This window comes from Nonomuraea sp. NPDC047529 (assembly GCF_040642995.1).
Lineage (GTDB): Bacteria > Actinomycetota > Actinomycetes > Streptosporangiales > Streptosporangiaceae > Nonomuraea.
In genome coordinates, this window is the sequence record NZ_JBEYTJ010000026.1 from 72,395 (window position 1) to 88,741 (window position 16,347).

Sequence of the window (16,347 nt, forward strand, 5' to 3'; positions counted from 1 at the left end):
GGGGCTACTCTCCGATCAGGCCGAGCCTGGCGTGGCCCTTGATGAGGTTTCGGGCGATCGTGCGGCGCTGGATCTCGTCGGTGCCCTCGAAGATGCGCAGCAGGCGCAGCTCCCGGTACCACCGCTCGATCGGCAGCTCCTTGGTGTATCCCATGCCGCCGTGGATCTGCAGCACCCGGTCCACGACCTGGTTGGCCATCACGGCGCCGTTGAGCTTGGCGATGGAGGAGGCGTGCCGGGCGTCCATGCCCTGCTGCACCTGCCAGGCCGCGTAGAGGGTGAGCCACTTGGCCGCCTCGATCTCCACCTGGGAGTCGGCGATCATCCACTGGATGGCCTGGTACTCCGAGATGGCCTGGCCCATCGACTTGCGGATCTTGGCGTAGTCGACGGCCATCTGGAGCATGCGCTCGGCGGAGCCGATGGCACGGGCCGGGATCATGTAGCGTCCCTGCCCGATCCACTGCATGGCAAGCTCGAAGCCCTTGCCGAGCTCGCCCAGGATGTTCTCCTCGGGCACCCGTACGTCCTCGAACACCAGCGCCGCCGGGCCCCACTCGCCCATGGTCGGGATGGGCTCGGACTTCCAGCCCATGTCCCGGTCGACCAGGAAGCACGTCACGCCGTGGCCCTCGGCCACCGCGAACACCATGACGAAGTCGGCCTCGCTGCCGCCGGTGATGAACGTCTTCTCGCCGTTGATCACCCACTCGGCGCCGTCGCGGGTGGCGCGGGTGCGGATGTTGCGGGCGTCGGAGCCGGCGCCGGGCTCGGTGATCGCGAAGCAGGACCGCCGCTCGCCCTCGATGGTGGGGACGAGGTAGCGGCGCTTCTGCTCGTCGGTGCCGGCGTACAGGATGTTGTCGGCGCTGCCGCCGAAGGAGAAGGGCACGAACGTGCGGCCCATCTCCATGGCGATGATCGCGGACATGATCGGGCCGAGCGCCGCGCCGCCGTACTCCTCGGGGGTGTTGATGCCCCAGAAACCGGACTTCCTGGCCTTGGCGCGCAGGTCGCGCACGACCTCGGGATCGAGCCCCGGACGGCCCTCGCGCTCGTTGCGCAGGACCTCGGGCTCCAGCGGCATGACCTCCTTCTCGACGAAGGAACGTACGGTGTCGCGGATCTGGCGTTCCTCCGGGCTGAGCGAGAAGTCCACAGCCGCCTCCTGAATTTCTAGAATCATTCTCTAGTACTGGATTCTAGCTCCCGTGCCGCCCTGGTCAAGAATCAGATTCTAGAATTTACCGGGCTAGAATGTGCGGCATGGCACGCAAGTCCTCGTGGGAGTGGAGCCGCACGGCTCAGACGCGCAAGAGCATGTTGCAGGCGGCCCGTGAGGTCTTCAGCGAGCACGGCTTCGCCGACTCCAACGTCTCGGAGGTGGTGGCTCGCGCCGGCTCCAGCGTCGGCAGCCTCTACCACCACTTCGGCGGCAAGACCGAGCTGTTCCTCGCCCTCTACGAGGACCACCAGGCGGCCCACGAGCAGGCCTCGGCCGCCAGCGTCGCCAAGGCCAAGAAGGCGGGCGTCAGCGACCCCGTCGAGCTGCTGATCGCCGGGGCCCGCGCCTATCTCGACGGCGCCTGGGACCGGCGCGACCTGGTCAGGCTCTTCATCGACGGCGACGGCCCGCCCGGCTTCGAGCTGATCCGCCGCACCCGCGGGCGCGAGTGGGTGCGCCAGAACGCCGTCCTGCTCGGCGCCGGGGGAGACCCGCTCGACCGGTTCACCGTGGCGGTGCTGACCAGCATCATCGGCGAGGCCGCCCGCGAGGTGGCCACGTCCGACACCGAGGAGGAGGCCAGGGAGATCATCGAGGCGGCGATGAAGCTCATCCACCGCCTCGATCCCCTCAGAGGGCTCGGCGACGACTGATCGTCGCCCGTCCGCGGTCGATCACCACCGTCCCGTCGTCCTTGGCGGTCCTGAACAGCACGTCGTCGCCGTCGGCCCAGATGGAGACGGTCAGTGACTCGCCGGGGAAGACCGGGCTGCTGAACCGGCCCGACATCGCCCCGAACCGCGACGGGTCCGACCCGGCGAGCGTGTGCAGCAACGCCCGCCCGGTCACCCCGTACGTGCACAGCCCGTGCAGGATCGGCCGGTCGAACCCGGCCCTGGCGGCGAAGTCCGGATCGCTGTGCAGCGGGTTGAGGTCGCCCGACAGCCGGTAGATCAGCGCCTGGTCCGGCCGGGTCGGGCAGGTCACCTTGTGGTCGGGCGCCCGGTCCGGGACCGTCCACTCGTCGCGGGGCCCACGGTCGCCGCCGAAGCCGCCCTCGCCCCGGATGAACACCGAGCTGTGGGAGGCGATCACCAGCTCGCCGGTCTCCAGGTCCACGGCCCTGGCCTCGGTGGTCACCAGCGCGCCCGAGCCCTTGTCGTAGATGCCCGTCACCTTCGACGTCGTCCGCACGCCGCCCGCGGCCGGCAGCTCTCGGCGCAGCTCGAAGCCCTGCTCGGCGTGGACCAGCAGGGCCGGGTCGAAGTCGCCCAGCCGCCGCCCCGGCGACTGTGCGGCCAGCACCGCGAACGTCGGCAGCACCCGCTGCCCCTTCTCGGTGGCGAACTCCAGCTCGTCGAGGCCGGAGCCGACGCCGAGCGCGTACAGCATGGTGTCCTTGGCCGTCCACGTACGCTCGTGTGCCGGGCCCTCGACGCCGATCAGCGAGTGGTCGAGCGGCATGTCAGTCCTCCCGTCCGGGGACGCGGCCGTTGGTCAGGGCGTTGGGGGCGGCCTTGTCCACCAGGGCGGGGATGACCGCGCCCAGCTCGGCCGGGTCCCAGCGGGAGCCCTTGTCCACGCCGGGCCCGGCGTGCCAGCCCTCGGCCACGCTGATCATGCCGCCGCGCACGTTGAACACCCGTCCGGTGACGGCCCGCGCCTCGGCACTGGCCAGCCAGACCACCAGCGGCGCGATGTCGTCGGGGTCGGCGCCGGTCGCCCCGGCCGGGATCAGGTTCTCCGTCATGCGGGTGAGCGCGGCGGGGGCGACGGCGTTGACGGTCACGCCGTAGCGCTCCAGCTCCCTGGCGGCGATCACGGTCAGCCCCGCGATGCCCGCCTTGGCGGCGCCGTAGTTGCCCTGGCCCGGGTTGCCGTAGATGCCGGAGGACGACGTCGTGTTGATGATCCGGGCATCGAGGCGTTCGCCGGACTTCGCCTTGGCCCTCCAGTAGGCGGCGGCATGCCGCAGGGGTGCGAACGTGCCGCGCAGGTGCACCCTGATCACCGCGTCCCACTCGTCGGCGGTCATGTTGACCAGCATGCGGTCGCGCAGGATTCCGGCGTTGTTGACCAGCGCGTGCAGGTCGCCGAAATGCTCGACGGCCGATCTGATCAGGCGCTCGGCGCCCTCGAAGTCGGAGACGTCCTCGCCGTTGACGATCGCCTGGCCGCCCATGGCCTCGATCTCGGCCACGACCTCGGCGGCGGCCCCGGACGAACCGGTGCCGTCCACCTCCGCGCCCAGGTCGTTGACCACGACCTTCGCACCCTGCCTGGCGAACTCCAGCGCGTGCCCGCGCCCGATGCCCCTGGCCGCACCCGTGACGATCACCACGCGACCTTCGACGATCCCGCTCATCCGACACCTCGATCCTTGACCTGCCGACGACTTGAACTGGATTCTAGTATTAAAATCTAGAAAGGACAGGCCCTTGGTGACGACGACCACCGAATCCGTCGGCCACGCCTGGCGCACGCTCTCGGTCGTGAGCCTGGCCAGCGTGCTGACCGGGTTAGGCGGCAGCTCGATCAACGTCGCGCTGCCCGAGATCGCCCGGCACACCGGGGCCGACGCCACGGCCGCGGGCTGGATCCTGCTGGGCTTCCAGTTGACCACGACCGTTCTCATGGTGGTATTCGGTCGTCTGGCCGACATGTTCGGCAGGCGCAGGATGTACCTGCTCGGGCTGGCCGTCTACACCGCGGCCGCCCTGCTCGCCGGGTTCGCGCCCGGCGCGTGGGTGATCGTGGCCATGCGGGTCGTGCAGGCCGTCGGCGCCGCGATGTTGCTCACCAACAGCGCCGCCCTGGTCAGCGACGCCTTCCCGCGCGAGCGGCTGGGCGAGGGCATGGGCGTCTACGTGGCCTCCTTCTCCATCGCCGGGCTGATCGGCCCGACGCTCGGCGGTGTGCTCGCCTCGAACCTGGGCTGGCGCTGGGTGTTCTGGTTCAACGTGCCCATCGGCGTGATCTGCCTGGTGTGGGGCGCGGTCACGCTGCGGCGGACCGAGCCGGCCGGGCGCGAGCGCGGGCTCGACCTGCCGGGCAGCGTGCTCGTGCTGGTCACGCTGGGCGGGCTGCTGCTGGCGTTGTCGGAGTTCGGCAGGCTGGGCTGGGGGCATCCGGCGGTCCTGGCCGGGCTCGGCGCGTTCGCCGTGGGGCTGCCGCTGTTCGTGGCCAGGGAGCGGCGGGCCGCCCATCCCGTCGTGGACCTGCGGCTGTTCCACGACCGCGCCTTCGCCTTCGGCACGCTCGCCTCCTTCCTCAACGCCGTGGCGCGCATGGGCATGGTCTTCCTCGTCGCGCTCTACTTCCAGGCCGTGCGGGGGGACGATCCCGTACAGGCCGGGTTGAAGGTGCTGCCGCTGGCGGTGGCGGCCATGGCCGCGTCGGTGGCGTCGGGGTTCCTCCAGCGGCTGACCAGCGCGCGCACCCTGGCGGTGGCCGGGGCCGCCACCACGACCTGCGGGCTGCTGGTGCTGCTGGCCACGATGTCGGCGAGCACGCCGTACGCGGCGGTGACCGCCGGGCTGGTGCTCATCGGGCTCGGCTCGGGCGTCTTCCTGCCCTCCAACACCACCGCCATCCTGGACGGCCTGCCCTCTGACCGCCTCGGCATCGTCAACGCCATGCGCCTCATGCTCCAGAACACCGGCAACGTGGTCGGCACCGGCCTGGTGCTGTCGATCATCACCGCGCCCCTCCCCGCCGCGCTGCACCAGCGCGTCTTCGCCGGGACGCTCTCGCAGGTCTCCGGGGAGGCGGTCGGCGAGCTGGTGACCGGCTACCGCTGGGCGCTCACCTGCATGGCCTCGATCTCGGTGCTGACCGTGCTGGCCTGCCTGGCCCGCCGCAAGGCCCGGTGACCGGCGGACCGGACGGTACGGGTACCGTGGCGGACGTGGCAGAACCCTCCTCGGCGCACCGGCACGTCTTCCCCCGCATGGTCAGATTCGCCGACATCGACTCCCAAGGGCATGTGAACAACGTGCGCTTCCTCGACTACCTGGAGGACGCCCGCTTCGGCATGTTCGCGATCGATCCGGTGCGGGCGGGCGAGGCGCCCTTCGGAGGGCTCGTGGTGACCCGCCACGAGATCGACTACCGGCGGCCGCTCGGCCTGCGCCCCGACCCGGTCAGGGTCGAGACCTGGGTCACCGGGATCAGACCGGTCCGCTTCACCCTGTCCTACGAGATCCGCGACGACGACGAGATCTACGTGACCGCCACCTCGGTGATCGTGGCCTACGACGTCGAACGGGCCGCGCCGCGCCGGCTCACCGAGGACGAGCTGGTCGTGCTCAAGCGCTACGCGGCCGAGGGCTGACCGCCCTGGAACCGCAGCCGCCCGCCGGCCCCGGCAGGAAGCGCTGGTTGATGCTCGCGTTGGGCGTCAACGCCCACGCGAGCGTCACCTTAGGACTCTTCGGCCTGCCGCTCGTCATGCCGGAAATCGAGCGACATTTCGGGGTTCCGCTGGCAGTGGCCGGAATCATTGGGAACGCTCCGGGAATCGGGGTTCTGATCGCGCTCGTCGCCTGGGGTGCGCTGGCCGACCGGCACGGCGAGCGTCTCGTGCTCGGCATCGGCGTGAGCCTGGCGGCCGTGCTGCTCGCCGCCGTGGCCTTCGCCGGGCCGGCCTGGGCGGTGATCGCGCTGCTGGCGCTGGCGGGCGCGGCCGGCTCGGCGGCCATGGTCGGCGGCGGCCGGATCGTGCTCCGCTGGTTCCAGCCGCCCGAGCGCGGGGTCGCCATGGGCCTGCGGCAGGTCTCCTACACCCTCGGCATGGCCGTCGCGGCGTTCGTGCTGCCGCCGGTCGCGCGGGCGCACGGGCTGCCCGGCGTGCTGCTGGTCTGCTCCGCCGTGAGCCTGCTGGCCGCCGTCCTGGCCGCGCTGTTCCTGGCCGAGCCGCCGCACTCGATCTCCGGGGGGAGCGCTGAGCAGGCGCGCTCGCCGTACCGGCAGCCGGCGCTCTGGCGGGTGCACGCGACCAGCGGGCTGCACGCGGTCCCGCAGATCGTGGTCAGCACGTACGGCGTCACCTGCCTCGTCGGCCTGTACGGCTGGGACGCCGTGGCGGCGGGCCAGCTCTTCGGCCTGTCGGCCGTGGCCGGGGCCGTGGTCCGCGTGGCCGTGGGCCGCTGGTCGGACCGGGTCGGCCTGCGGATGCGTCCCCTGCTGCTGCTCACCTGCGCCTGCCTGGCCGTGCTCGCCCTGCTGGTCGTGGGCACGGCGACGGACAGCCTGCTCGGCCCGGCGGCGCTCGCGACGGCGTCGGTGCTCACCGTGTCCGGCAACGGGCTGGCCTACCTGAGGGCGGGCGAGCTGGCCGGACCCGCCTGGGCGGGCAAGGTGCTCGGCACCCACAACACCGTCCAGAACGTCGTCGCCCTGGCGGTGACCCCGCTGGCCGGAGCGCTGATCACCGGGACGGGGTACTGGGCGGCGTACGCGGCGGGCCTGGCCTGCGCGCTGCTCTCGCTGCCCGTCATCCCCGTCCGCGGCGAGCAGCGGGCCGGCCTTCGCTCATGACTCCCGGCGCAGCCACACGGCGGTGTCCGGCGGCAGCGTCCCCGCCTGGACCGGGGCGCTGGACAGCAGCACCGTGTCGTGCGCCGGCAGCCGTACGGCCTCCGTGCCGCAGTTGATCGCGCAGATCAGCGGGCCCCGGGAGAAGAAAAGTGCTCCTTCGGGGGAATCCAGCCACTCCAAGGTGTAAGGAATGTCCCCCGCCAGCTCGCGGCGGCAGGCCAGGGCGCGGCGGTAGAACTCCAGCGTCGAGTCCGCGTCGCCCTCCTGCTTCTCGGCCGTCAGCTCGGCGAAGGAGGACGGCTGCGGCAGCCACGGCCGCACGCCGGGCGGCGAGAACCCGTAGGAGGGGGACTCCGCCGACCACGGCAGCGGCACCCGGCAGCCGTCGCGGCCGGGCAGCTTGCCCTCCGACTGGACGAACACCGGGTCCTGCCTGGCCTCGTCCGGCAGGTCGGTCACCTCGGGCAGGCCCAGTTCCTCGCCCTGGTAGAGGTAGGCCGAGCCGGGCAGCGCCAGCATCGTGAGCAGCGCCGCCCTGGCCCGCGCCAGCCCCGTGCCGGGATCGGCGGTCCCGTAGCGGGTGCGATGGCGTACGACGTCGTGGTTGGACAGCACCCAGGTGGCGTACGGCACCGAGGCCAGGGTGTCGTCGATCACCTTCTTGAACGCGGTCGGCGACCAGGGCGCCTGGAGCCAGGCGAAGTTGAAGCTCTGGTGCAGCTCGTCGGGCCGCACGTAGAGGGCGAGGTCCTCGGCGCTGTCGGTCCAGACCTCGCCGACGGCCATGCGCTCGCCCGGGTAGCCGTCGAGCACCTTGCGCCAGTCGCGGTAGACGCCGTGCACCTCGGGCTGCCCCCAGACCGGCGAGACCGACTTGAACGACTGGTCGCCGACGTCCGGCAGCCCCTCGGCCTTGTACAGGCCCATCGCGACGTCGATACGGAACCCGTCGACGCCCTTGTCCAGCCAGAACCGCAGGACGTCGAGGAACTCCGCGTGCACCTCGGGGTTGCGCCAGTTGAAGTCGGGCTGGGCGGGGGCGAACAGGTGCAGGTACCACTGCCCGTCGGGGGTCTGGGTCCACGCCGGGCCGCCGAACGTGGACTGCCAGTTGTTGATCGTGTCGCGGAAGAGGTAACGGTCGCGGCCCTCGCCCCGCAGCGCGGCCTGGAACCAGGGATGCTCGGAGGAGCTGTGGTTGGGGACGACATCCACGAGCACCTTCAGCCCGTGCCCGTGGGCCTCGGCCACCAGCGCGTCGAAGTCGGCCAGCGTGCCGAACAGCGGATCGACGCCGCGGTAGTCCGCCACGTCGTAACCGCCGTCGGCCATCGGGGACAGGTAGAACGGCGTCAGCCAGATGGCGTCGACCCCCAGCCTCCTCAGGTACGGAATCCGTTCCCGTACCCCGGCCAGGTCGCCGACGCCGTCTCCGGAGGCGTCGGCGAAGCTGCGAACGTAGATCTCGTAGACGACGGCATCGCGCCACCAGGGGATATCCATGTGGGCGTCATGCCCGTTATGTCGGCGAGTTCACCAAGCTCTGGGCCGCGTACACCAGATAGTCCCAAAGTCGGGTCGCCTGCTCCTCGGACAGGTCGAGCGAGTCGACCGCGTCACGCATGTGCCGCAGCCAGGCGTCGCGCTCGGCCTCCCCGATCACGAACGGCACATGGCGCATGCGCAGCCGGGGATGGCCGCGCTCCTGGCTGTAGGTGTTGGGGCCGCCCCAATACTGGATCAGGAATCCACGCAGCCGGTCTTCGGCGCCCGTCAGGTCGGGCTCGGGGTAGAGCGGCCGCAGCAGCGGGTCTTCCGCGACACCTTCGTAGAAACGGTGGACAAGGCGGCGGAAGGTCTCCTCGCCGCCTACGGCGTCGTAGAAGGAGGTCTCAGTCACGCTCTCAGCCTACGGTCGGCCGCGTTCGGCGGCCAACCGCAGGTGGCAGGGGCGGCGCCTATGCGTGGGCGACCATGGGGATGCCGGCCGAGTCGAGGGCGGACTTCACCCTGAGCCGGATCTCCCGGGCGACCTCGGCCTGGTGGGAGGGCAGCGTCTTGGCGGTGATGCGGAACACCAGGGCGCTGTCGGAGAGCTGCTCCACGCCGTACACCTGAGGCTGCTCCACGATCACGCTCTCGCGGAACTCGGGGTCGGCCCAGATCTCCTCGGCCACGATCTCCAGCGCCGCGCGCACGGCGGTGATGTCGGCGTCGTAGGCCACCGGGACGTCGAAGTAGGCCCGCGACCAGCCCTGCGACTCGTTGCCGACGCGGGTGATCGTGCCGTTGCGCACGTACCAGACGCGGCCGTCGGCGTCGCGCAGCCGGGTGACGCGCAGGGTGACCGCCTCGACGGTGCCGACGGCGGCGCCCGCGTCGATCACGTCGCCCACGCCGTACTGGTCCTCCAGCAGCATGAACATGCCGGCGATGAAGTCCTTCACCAGCTCCTGGGCGCCGAAGCCGATCGCGACGCCCAGGATGCCGACGCTGGTCAGCAGGGGAGCGATGGGGATCGTCAGCCGGTCGAGCACGGTCAGGATGGCGGTGCCGAGGACGACGATGGAGGCGATGTGCTTGAGCACCGAGCCCATGGTCTCGGCCCGCTGCTTGCGGCGCTCGTGCAGCAGCGCGTCGATGCCGTCGGTGGCGGCGTTGCGGCGGAACCTGTTGGCGAGCGAGCCGCCGGTGGCCGCCCGGGTCACCACCTTCGTGATCACACGGTGCGAGATGTTCCGCACGACGAACCCGAAGATCAGGATCAGGACGATGGTGATCAAGCTCGCCAGCAACGGCGCCCACGATACGTTGCCCAGCCAGTCGACCAGGGGACCACAGATCACTGTGTCACCTTGACAGGCTTGCGCCATCTGCGAGCTCACTTTGTCCAAGTCCTGCACGAGCGACGACTCCGTCGGCGCGGGCGTCGGTGATGGCCCCGATGTCACCAACAGGAACACTGGGTGGATTCCCCCTCAGGAAGCGGTTCGGTCAGCGGCAAATCAGTCCAATTGGATCTAAAAATACCGCTGACCGAACCGGCCGCCGTCACATCACGCCGGGGAAGACGGGGTCGCCAGGTCTCTGGGCCGCGGAGGGAGAGACCGGACGCTCCGATGACGGACGGCTCGGACGGGCCACGCACCCGGAAGCGTGTCCCGTTCCGGTTCCAAGGGGGGAGGTGATCCCCCCGGCACCCGGCGGGGGCACCCGCCGGGCTGTCCTGCGCGCACGGGCACCCGCCCGCGCGAAAGGGCCGGAACCGGCGGGACGATCAGGGGCCCGGGAACCCGGACGCCCTCCGCACCGATCGTCCCGCCGGCCCCGCGAGGCCGCCGTGGGGACGGTGACCCGTGGTGGCTGCGCTCCACCCGGATCACCGCGTCGTCACTCTCCCACCGCGGCGAGCACGCGTGCGACCTTGGTCGCGGCACCGGCCGGGTCGTCGGCCGTGTGCATGGGTTCGCCCCAGGACCAGCAGTACCACCAGTCGGGAAGGTCCGAGGCGTTCGCCGGGCGGCAGGTGACGTTCTCGGACAGGCTCGTCGCCTTCGGGTTGATGACGCGTACGAACTGCCGGCCGCTCTGGGTCTGGACCACTCGTGCGAGCAGACCGCGAGCGCCGAGCTCGGATACGAGGCGCTGCAGATGTCCGTTCTTGTCGTCCGTCACCTTCTCGTCCTCCCTGGGAATCGTTGCTGGTGGGCCAAACATGGCTCAAGTCAACAGCACACGCAACGCCACTGTGGTGATCACAGGGAGTGGCTATTCCCTCGTGGGTTGTAAGAAACGACCCCTCGGAGGACGATCCTTAACCGTAGGCTTGATGAGCACGTTTTCAAACGGTCCTCACTGCCTCATAGTCATCTCTAGGCGAAGAGCTACCTGAGGGCTACGCTGAGTCACCAGTCTTGATGGGTCGAGACATCGGGAGAGGGGCCGGGATGTCCGGCAGGCAGCACAGGGAAACGGAGATAGCCCGGCGGGTCAGGGCCAAGGGCCTTGCCACCGGGCGCACCTCCGCCCAGATAGCTGAAGAGATCCACGAAGCGTGCTCACCACAGTTCAGCACGACCCGCATCAAAGCGCACCGCCTGTCCTACGGCATCGCACTCGCGGACGTGATCGAACAGGTGCGCGCGTTGTTCGAGCGCGACGCCAAGGCGCCGCCGGGCATCGGCGAGACGTTGCTGTCGGCGTACGAGAGCGGGCTCAAGCGCCCGGGTCCCGAATACCTGCACTACCTGTGCACGGTCTACCGGGTCGAGCCCATCGAGCTCGGCTTCGACGGCCCCTGCATCTGCGGCCACGGCCACCGCATGCCGGGCGCGCTCGCCGAGATCACCCAGCGCATGGGGTCGGCGTCGCTCCCTCGCGACCTGGTCCTGCAACCGGTGACCGTCGAGGCCGACGCCCAGGAGGACGAGAACATCCTGCGGCGCACGTTGTTAAATCTGCTCGACACCGACGTCTCGTTCAAGCAGCAGTTCGACGGGGCGATGCTGGGCGCGTGCGAGGGCATCCGGCGGCGGATGGACCAGACGCTGGTCTCGGCCACCGTCTCGGGCGGGATGCTCGACCAGTGGGAGGAGGCGACGCTCGCCTTCGGCCGCCAGTACACCACGACGCCCCCGTTGCGGTTGCTGTGCGACGTGCTGCTGGAGCTGAGCGCGGTCCGTACGGCGCTGTCCCAGCGGCAGCCGATCGACCTCCAGGACCGGCTGTGCCGCATGGCCGCGCAGCTGGCCGGCCTGAGCGGCATGGTGATGATCAATCTCGGCGACCACCGGCTGGCCCGGTCGTTCTTCCGCACCGGCCGCATCGCCGCCGACGAGACCGGCGACCGTGCGCTGCGGGCGTGGATCACGGCCAGGGAGTCGCTCGTACCCCTCTACTACGGCGACGCCCGCGAAGCCCTCAACCTCGCCAAGAAGAGCCGTGACCTGGCGGGCACCGTTCCGTGCGTGGCCCAGGCGATGGCGCCGGTCGTCGAGGCGCGGGCCCTGGCCATGCTCTCGGGCACCGACAGCAAGAAAGAGGTGGTCGACCAGGCCAAACGGGCGCTGGCCAGGGCCAGGAGCGCTTTCGCGCACATGAAGAGCGAGGAGCAGGAGGACATGGCCTTCGGCTACACCGAGAAACAGCTCTACTTCTACCAGGGCGACGTGCTCACCAAGCTCGGCCAGACCATCGAGGCCGAGGTGGTGCTCGACCAGGCGCTCGGCAAGTACGAGGACCACATCCTCGACCAGACCCTGATCAGGCTCGACCAGGCCCAGTGCCGCCTCCTGGAGGGCGACGTCGACGAAGCCCTTCAAATCGGCACGAAAGCCTTGCGCGCTTTGGGGGATGAATACCTTACGGACCTCATCATCCGCCCGGCGCTCGCTCTGGAGCAGGCGATCATGAAAAAGGTCGACAAACATCACATGCTGGCCGAATTCAGCGCCGAGTTGCGTCGAAGGTCGGCCCAGAAGGAAGGGAGCGGTGGATGACGTTGAAGATCCGGCGGTACCGCTGGTCCGATCTCGACACCATCCTCGCGCTACACCGGATCTGCCTCGCCGAGGTGGGCCTCCACCCCGGCGACGGCGTCTACTACGACGACGACTTCCCCCGCATCCAGGAGATCTACCTGGCCTGCGGAGGTGACTTCATCGTCGGCGAGACCGGCTCACGGGTGGTCGCCATGGGCGGCCTGAAACCCGTCGACCGGGAGACCGCCGAGGTGTGCAGGCTCAGGGTGCATCCCGAGTTCCAGCGGCGCGGCTACGGCGGCGCCATGCTCTCGGCCCTCGAAGACCGCGCCTTGGAGCTCGGCTTCAGCAGCCTGCGCGGCGACACCACGCTCAACCAGGGGGCGGCCCTCGCGCTCTACGCCCGTCAGGGCTGGCGTGAGCTCTCCCGCTGCCAGGTGGGCGACCTCGTCGTCATCTACGGCGAGAAACGGCTGGCGCGCGCGCCGGCCATGGAGCTCTAGCTCCCACACGTCGAGGGTCCGACGCTTCCGGACCCGGCGGCACGCCCCATCCCCTCCTGGGGCCCTGGCTTGCCCTGGCTCGTTCTCCCTTTCCGTCCCCGCAGGGCTCCTGCGAGCTTTTACGCTCAGGCGTGTCCATCCCGCCTCGCGGCGCTCGCGGAGAGTGACGGCCCCGGGGTGCGGCATCGGTTCGCCCGCACGGTCCGCGTACGCGCCGGCACATCGTGCGAATGGTGAGAACCTCGCCTTACTAGGTAGTAACCGCAGGAAAGAACAGTTTTCGCCGACGCCGGTATGGATGTTTCGGGCCTGCGAGTGAGGCTCTTAACTCCGAGTGGAACAGGAGCCTCACCGGCTTCGTCACGTGCCCTGGCGAATGCTCTTAGTAGTGGCATGCTCTGCTCCATGGCAGTCGTGCCCGCTCCCCGACCCCTCTTGGGAGCCGTGCTTCTGTTGTTCGTCAGCGCCGCTTGGGGGTCGGCGTTCCCGCTGATGAAGGACCTCATTCTCCGGTTACCTGTCGAGGACCTGCTGGCCGAGCGGTACCTCGTCGCGGCGCTGACGCTGCTGCTCATCCGGCCTCGCTGCCTTCGGGGGCTGTCGCGCAGGACGTGGGTCAACGGGCTCGTGCTGGGGCTGCTGTTCGGTGTCGGACAGACCGCTCAGGCGCTCGCGCTGCACAGCCTGCCCTCCGCGGTGTCAGGGTTCGCCGTGGGGTGCAGCGTGGTGATCACGCCCGTCCTGGCCCTGGTGATGTTCAGGAGCCGGGCGCCGCGGCGGGTGTGGGCGGGCGTGGTGCTCGCCATGGCCGGGATGACCGTGTTCACGCTGCTGCGCGGGGTCGAGGACCACGAGGTCTCGCTGCTCGCGCTCGGCGTCACGCTCTCGGCCGCGGCGCTCTACTCGGCCCACACGCTCATGCTCGCCGAGCTGTCCAAGAAGGGCGAGCGCTTCCAGGCGTACGCGCTGACCACGATCCAGCTCTTCACCATCGGGCTGCTCACAGGGGGCTTCGCGTTGCGCGGCGGGATCACGCTGCCGTCCAGCCTGCCCGACTGGGCGATCCTCGCCCATCTGGCCGTGGTGTCGTGCGCCCTGGGCTTCCTGGCCCGCTCGTACGGGCAGAAGCACGTGCCGGCGGTGCCCAGCGCGATCATGATGTCCTCGCAGCCCCTCTGGGTGGCCGCCATCGCGGTCATCTGGTTCCACGAGCAGGTGGGCTGGAGCATGGTGATGGGCGGCGGGCTCATGGCCGCGGCCATGCTGCTGGCCCTGCCCGAGAGGGCCGCCAAGGGAAAAGTGGACCAGCCGGGCAGGCGCGACCTGCTGGCGGTCTCCCGCCGTGCCGCACTGGTGCTGGCCGACCTGCGGATCAAGCGTGAGGAACGGCTGCCTTTGGAGCCGGGGCCGGCGCCGTTCATCGCCAAGAGCGCGTGCGGGGACGTCGAGTCGTGCCCGTGGAACGCGCACGCGCTGAAGGGCGGCGGCGAGCCGAGCCTGGAGCGGCTGATCGAGCGGGCGACCGCGATCGTCCGCGCCAAGAAGTTGCCGGGGCCCGGCTGCTGCCAGTCCGTCACGCTGGTCGGGCGGTGCCTGTGCACGTTGATGGAGGAATCGGAACAGACGCGGGTCGCGGCGGTCGAACATTGGTTTCGGTCTCAATAGGCTGCGGGACGCGCACAAAAGCCAGGTGCTACTTATTCGTTAAACCACCACCTATTCCCTATAAATCTTGATATCCGGTTGAGTGTCCGAATAATGGGAAATCACACCCATCGGAGAGGCACGTCATGAAGCGCATCGTCGTCCGTAAGCCAGGCACCGCGAGGCTCGCAGGGACCGCAGGCGTCATCCACAAGGGGTGACCGGGGACAGGTCCCACCTCAGCGTCCAGGGCGGGCCACCTGCCCGATGGGGGGCCGTACGGCTGCTGATGCCGGTGATGGACGCGCATCGCCGGCCGCGCGGCCCCTACACCGTGGGCGCCGCCCTGCTGCGCCGTCTGGTGCCGGGCGCGCCGCCCGAGCTGGTCGCGGCGTACGACATCGAGATCCGGGCGGCCGCACCCGAGCTGGCCGCTCAGGTGCCCGCCCGGCGCATGACCATCGACGCGGGGCTGCCCGACGAGGAGCGCATCCTGGTGCCGGCGCCCCGCCGGACGCTGAGGCTGGCCAACGGGATCGCCGAGTTCGTCCGGGCCGCCGTGCCGCCGGGCTCGACGCTCGCGGTGTGCAACGGCGCGCACGCCGACCCGACCGACACCGAGCTCCTGGACGTCCTGACCCGGCGCGTCCCGGCCGGCACGCTCACCGTCCTGGTGTACGCCGACGGGCCCGAGCCGCCCCCCGACGAGCGTGCCGCCGACGAGCTGTGGCCCCTGGTGGACCGTTGCATGCGCGAGGGCTTCCTGCACGCCGCGGCCGAGCTGGGCGAGCGGGGCCTGGATCGTACGGAGCCGGGGGAGGCCCGGTGGTGGCGCTTCGCCCAGCGCACCGCCACCGCGCTCGGCGGCCTCGGCCGCGTCCAGGAGGCGCGGGCGCTGTGGGACCACGTACGCGCGGCCAGCCAGGACCCGGTCGTGCACGCCGCCGCCGCGTACGGGACGGCCATGCTCGACGCCCGCCACCCCGACCCCGCGCGGCGCGACCTGGGCCGGGCCCGGCGCTGGATCAACGAGGCCATCGCCATCGCGGGGCTGCTGCCCGACCCCCTGGAACGGGCCTTCAAACTCGGCTTCGACCGCAACGGCCTGGCGCTGATCGAGCTGCGGAACGGACGGCCGCAAGCCGCGCTGTCGCTGGTGGAGTCGGCCATCGAGCTGGCCGCCGAGCTGGGCGACCGGCACCCCGTGCACCGGATGGTGCTGCTGGCCAACCGGGCCCAGCTCCTCGCCGCGCTCGGCCACCCCAAGGAGGCCCTGGAGGACTACACCGCCGCCATCGCCATCGACCCGGCCTTCCCCGACACCTATCTGGAGCGCGGGAACCTGCTGTTCGGGCTGGGGCTGACCGAGGAGGCGCTGGCCGACTACGAACGGGCCATGCGGGCCGGGCCGCCGCTGCCGGAGGCGTACTACAACCGGGCGGAGCTGCGTACCGTGCGGGGTGACGTGGCGGGGGCGCTGGCGGACCTGGGCACGGTGATCGAGCTGGACCCCGCCTACCTGGACGCCTACGTCAACCGCGCCGGGCTGCTGGCGGCGGCGGACCGGGACGAGGAGGCCAGGGCCGACGTCACGGCCGGGCTCGCCCGCGCGCCGGAGAACCCGCACCTGCTCACCGTGCTCGGTCAGCTGGAGACGGCGGCGGGCCGCTTCGAGGAGGCCGCGGCGGCCCTCGACCTGGCCCTGGAACGCGCTCCCGAGCTGGCCGCCGCCTGGGGGAACCGGGGCGTGCTGCGTTACGCCGCGGGCGACGCCGAGGGCGCGGTCGCGGATCTGAGCAGAGCCGTCGAGCTGGACCGGCAGCCCGACCTGTACGCCAACCGCGCCGTCGCCCTGCGCGCCCTGGGCAGAACCGCCGAGGCCGAAGCCGACGAGCTCCGCGCGACCCGCTCCTCCTGACCACGGCCGCTTCGCCTGGCAGCGACGCGTTCCTCCTGA

15 protein-coding genes are annotated in these 16,347 nt (G+C 70.6%); 8 read left to right on the forward strand and 7 right to left on the reverse strand.

The window, feature by feature from the left end:
• Positions 1–4: 4 nt before the first annotated feature.
• On the reverse strand, positions 5–1,186 hold the full coding sequence (locus tag ABZ815_RS33525; RefSeq protein ID WP_357705118.1) for an acyl-CoA dehydrogenase family protein: 1,182 nt from the start codon (positions 1,184–1,186) through the stop codon (positions 5–7).
• An 80-nt stretch (positions 1,187–1,266) separates the two neighbouring features.
• Between ABZ815_RS33525 and ABZ815_RS33530 the strand changes: the two genes are divergently transcribed.
• Positions 1,267–1,878, forward strand: coding sequence for a TetR/AcrR family transcriptional regulator (locus tag ABZ815_RS33530; RefSeq protein ID WP_357705121.1), 612 nt, complete (start codon positions 1,267–1,269; stop codon positions 1,876–1,878).
• Here the strand turns inward: ABZ815_RS33530 and ABZ815_RS33535 are convergent.
• A complete protein-coding gene (locus ABZ815_RS33535) occupies positions 1,856–2,689 on the reverse strand; it encodes a MaoC/PaaZ C-terminal domain-containing protein (RefSeq protein WP_357705124.1) in 834 nt (277 codons plus the stop codon). The genes ABZ815_RS33530 and ABZ815_RS33535 overlap by 23 nt on opposite strands.
• Position 2,690: 1 nt before the next feature.
• Positions 2,691–3,590, reverse strand: a complete 900-nt coding sequence (locus ABZ815_RS33540) for an SDR family oxidoreductase (RefSeq protein WP_357705126.1) — start codon at positions 3,588–3,590, stop codon at positions 2,691–2,693.
• A 76-nt stretch (positions 3,591–3,666) separates the two neighbouring features.
• On the opposite strand from ABZ815_RS33540, the gene ABZ815_RS33545 reads away from it, so the two are divergent.
• From ABZ815_RS33545 to ABZ815_RS33555, 3 genes are all read left to right on the forward strand, one after another.
• Positions 3,667–5,097, forward strand: coding sequence for an MFS transporter (locus tag ABZ815_RS33545; protein ID WP_357705129.1), 1,431 nt, complete (start codon positions 3,667–3,669; stop codon positions 5,095–5,097).
• A 77-nt stretch (positions 5,098–5,174) separates the two neighbouring features.
• Positions 5,175–5,558: a thioesterase family protein gene (locus ABZ815_RS33550; RefSeq protein WP_357705278.1), complete on the forward strand. Its 384-nt coding sequence runs from the start codon at positions 5,175–5,177 to the stop codon at positions 5,556–5,558.
• A 50-nt stretch (positions 5,559–5,608) separates the two neighbouring features.
• The gene (locus tag ABZ815_RS33555; protein WP_357705280.1) at positions 5,609–6,763 is read left to right on the forward strand and encodes an MFS transporter; all 1,155 of its coding nucleotides are present in this window, start codon (positions 5,609–5,611) and stop codon (positions 6,761–6,763) included.
• Here ABZ815_RS33555 and ABZ815_RS33560 read toward each other — a convergent pair.
• From ABZ815_RS33560 to ABZ815_RS33575, 4 genes are all read right to left on the reverse strand, one after another.
• Entirely contained in the window at positions 6,758–8,266 is a 1,509-nt protein-coding gene (locus ABZ815_RS33560) for an alpha-amylase family glycosyl hydrolase (protein ID WP_357705131.1), read from the reverse strand. The two genes, ABZ815_RS33555 and ABZ815_RS33560, sit on opposite strands and share 6 nt — an antisense overlap.
• 16 nt (positions 8,267–8,282) lie before the next feature.
• Positions 8,283–8,663, reverse strand: coding sequence for a globin (locus ABZ815_RS33565; protein WP_357705133.1), 381 nt, complete (start codon positions 8,661–8,663; stop codon positions 8,283–8,285).
• A gap of 58 nt (positions 8,664–8,721) precedes the next feature.
• On the reverse strand, positions 8,722–9,609 hold the full coding sequence (locus ABZ815_RS33570; protein WP_357705135.1) for a mechanosensitive ion channel family protein: 888 nt from the start codon (positions 9,607–9,609) through the stop codon (positions 8,722–8,724).
• Positions 9,610–10,153: 544 nt separating this feature from the next.
• Positions 10,154–10,438 carry a hypothetical protein gene (locus tag ABZ815_RS33575; RefSeq protein WP_357705137.1) on the reverse strand — a complete coding sequence of 95 codons (285 nt, stop codon included), beginning with the start codon at positions 10,436–10,438 and terminating at the stop codon, positions 10,154–10,156.
• A 449-nt stretch (positions 10,439–10,887) separates the two neighbouring features.
• On the opposite strand from ABZ815_RS33575, the gene ABZ815_RS33580 reads away from it, so the two are divergent.
• The 4 genes from ABZ815_RS33580 to ABZ815_RS33595 all read left to right on the forward strand — a co-directional run bounded on the left by ABZ815_RS33580 (position 10,888) and on the right by ABZ815_RS33595 (position 16,308).
• On the forward strand, positions 10,888–12,261 hold the full coding sequence (locus ABZ815_RS33580; RefSeq protein WP_357705139.1) for an XRE family transcriptional regulator: 1,374 nt from the start codon (positions 10,888–10,890) through the stop codon (positions 12,259–12,261).
• Positions 12,258–12,746 carry a GNAT family N-acetyltransferase gene (locus tag ABZ815_RS33585; protein ID WP_357705141.1) on the forward strand — a complete coding sequence of 163 codons (489 nt, stop codon included), beginning with the start codon at positions 12,258–12,260 and terminating at the stop codon, positions 12,744–12,746. The genes ABZ815_RS33580 and ABZ815_RS33585 overlap by 4 nt, the downstream gene beginning before the upstream one ends.
• Before the next feature lie 444 nt (positions 12,747–13,190).
• Entirely contained in the window at positions 13,191–14,411 is a 1,221-nt protein-coding gene (locus ABZ815_RS33590; protein ID WP_357705143.1) for a DMT family transporter, read from the forward strand.
• 196 nt (positions 14,412–14,607) lie between these two features.
• Complete coding sequence (locus ABZ815_RS33595; protein ID WP_357705145.1) at positions 14,608–16,308, forward strand: tetratricopeptide repeat protein; 1,701 nt, start codon at positions 14,608–14,610, stop codon at positions 16,306–16,308.
• The last annotated feature ends 39 nt before the right edge of the window (positions 16,309–16,347 follow it).

What these genes read in the sequence shown, in the direction of transcription:
- ABZ815_RS33540 (WP_357705126.1), bottom strand. Translation starts at nt 3,590, where the DNA reads ATGAGCGGGATCGTCGAAGGTCGCGTGGTGATCGTCACGGGTGCGGCC.
- ABZ815_RS33585 (WP_357705141.1), top strand. Translation starts at nt 12,258, where the DNA reads ATGACGTTGAAGATCCGGCGGTACCGCTGGTCCGATCTCGACACCATC.
- ABZ815_RS33535 (WP_357705124.1), bottom strand. Translation starts at nt 2,689, where the DNA reads ATGCCGCTCGACCACTCGCTGATCGGCGTCGAGGGCCCGGCACACGAG.
- ABZ815_RS33560 (WP_357705131.1), bottom strand. Translation starts at nt 8,266, where the DNA reads ATGGATATCCCCTGGTGGCGCGATGCCGTCGTCTACGAGATCTACGTT.
- ABZ815_RS33530 (WP_357705121.1), top strand. Translation starts at nt 1,267, where the DNA reads ATGGCACGCAAGTCCTCGTGGGAGTGGAGCCGCACGGCTCAGACGCGC.
- ABZ815_RS33550 (WP_357705278.1), top strand. Translation starts at nt 5,175, where the DNA reads ATGGTCAGATTCGCCGACATCGACTCCCAAGGGCATGTGAACAACGTG.
- ABZ815_RS33555 (WP_357705280.1), top strand. Translation starts at nt 5,609, where the DNA reads ATGCTCGCGTTGGGCGTCAACGCCCACGCGAGCGTCACCTTAGGACTC.
- ABZ815_RS33525 (WP_357705118.1), bottom strand. Translation starts at nt 1,186, where the DNA reads ATGATTCTAGAAATTCAGGAGGCGGCTGTGGACTTCTCGCTCAGCCCG.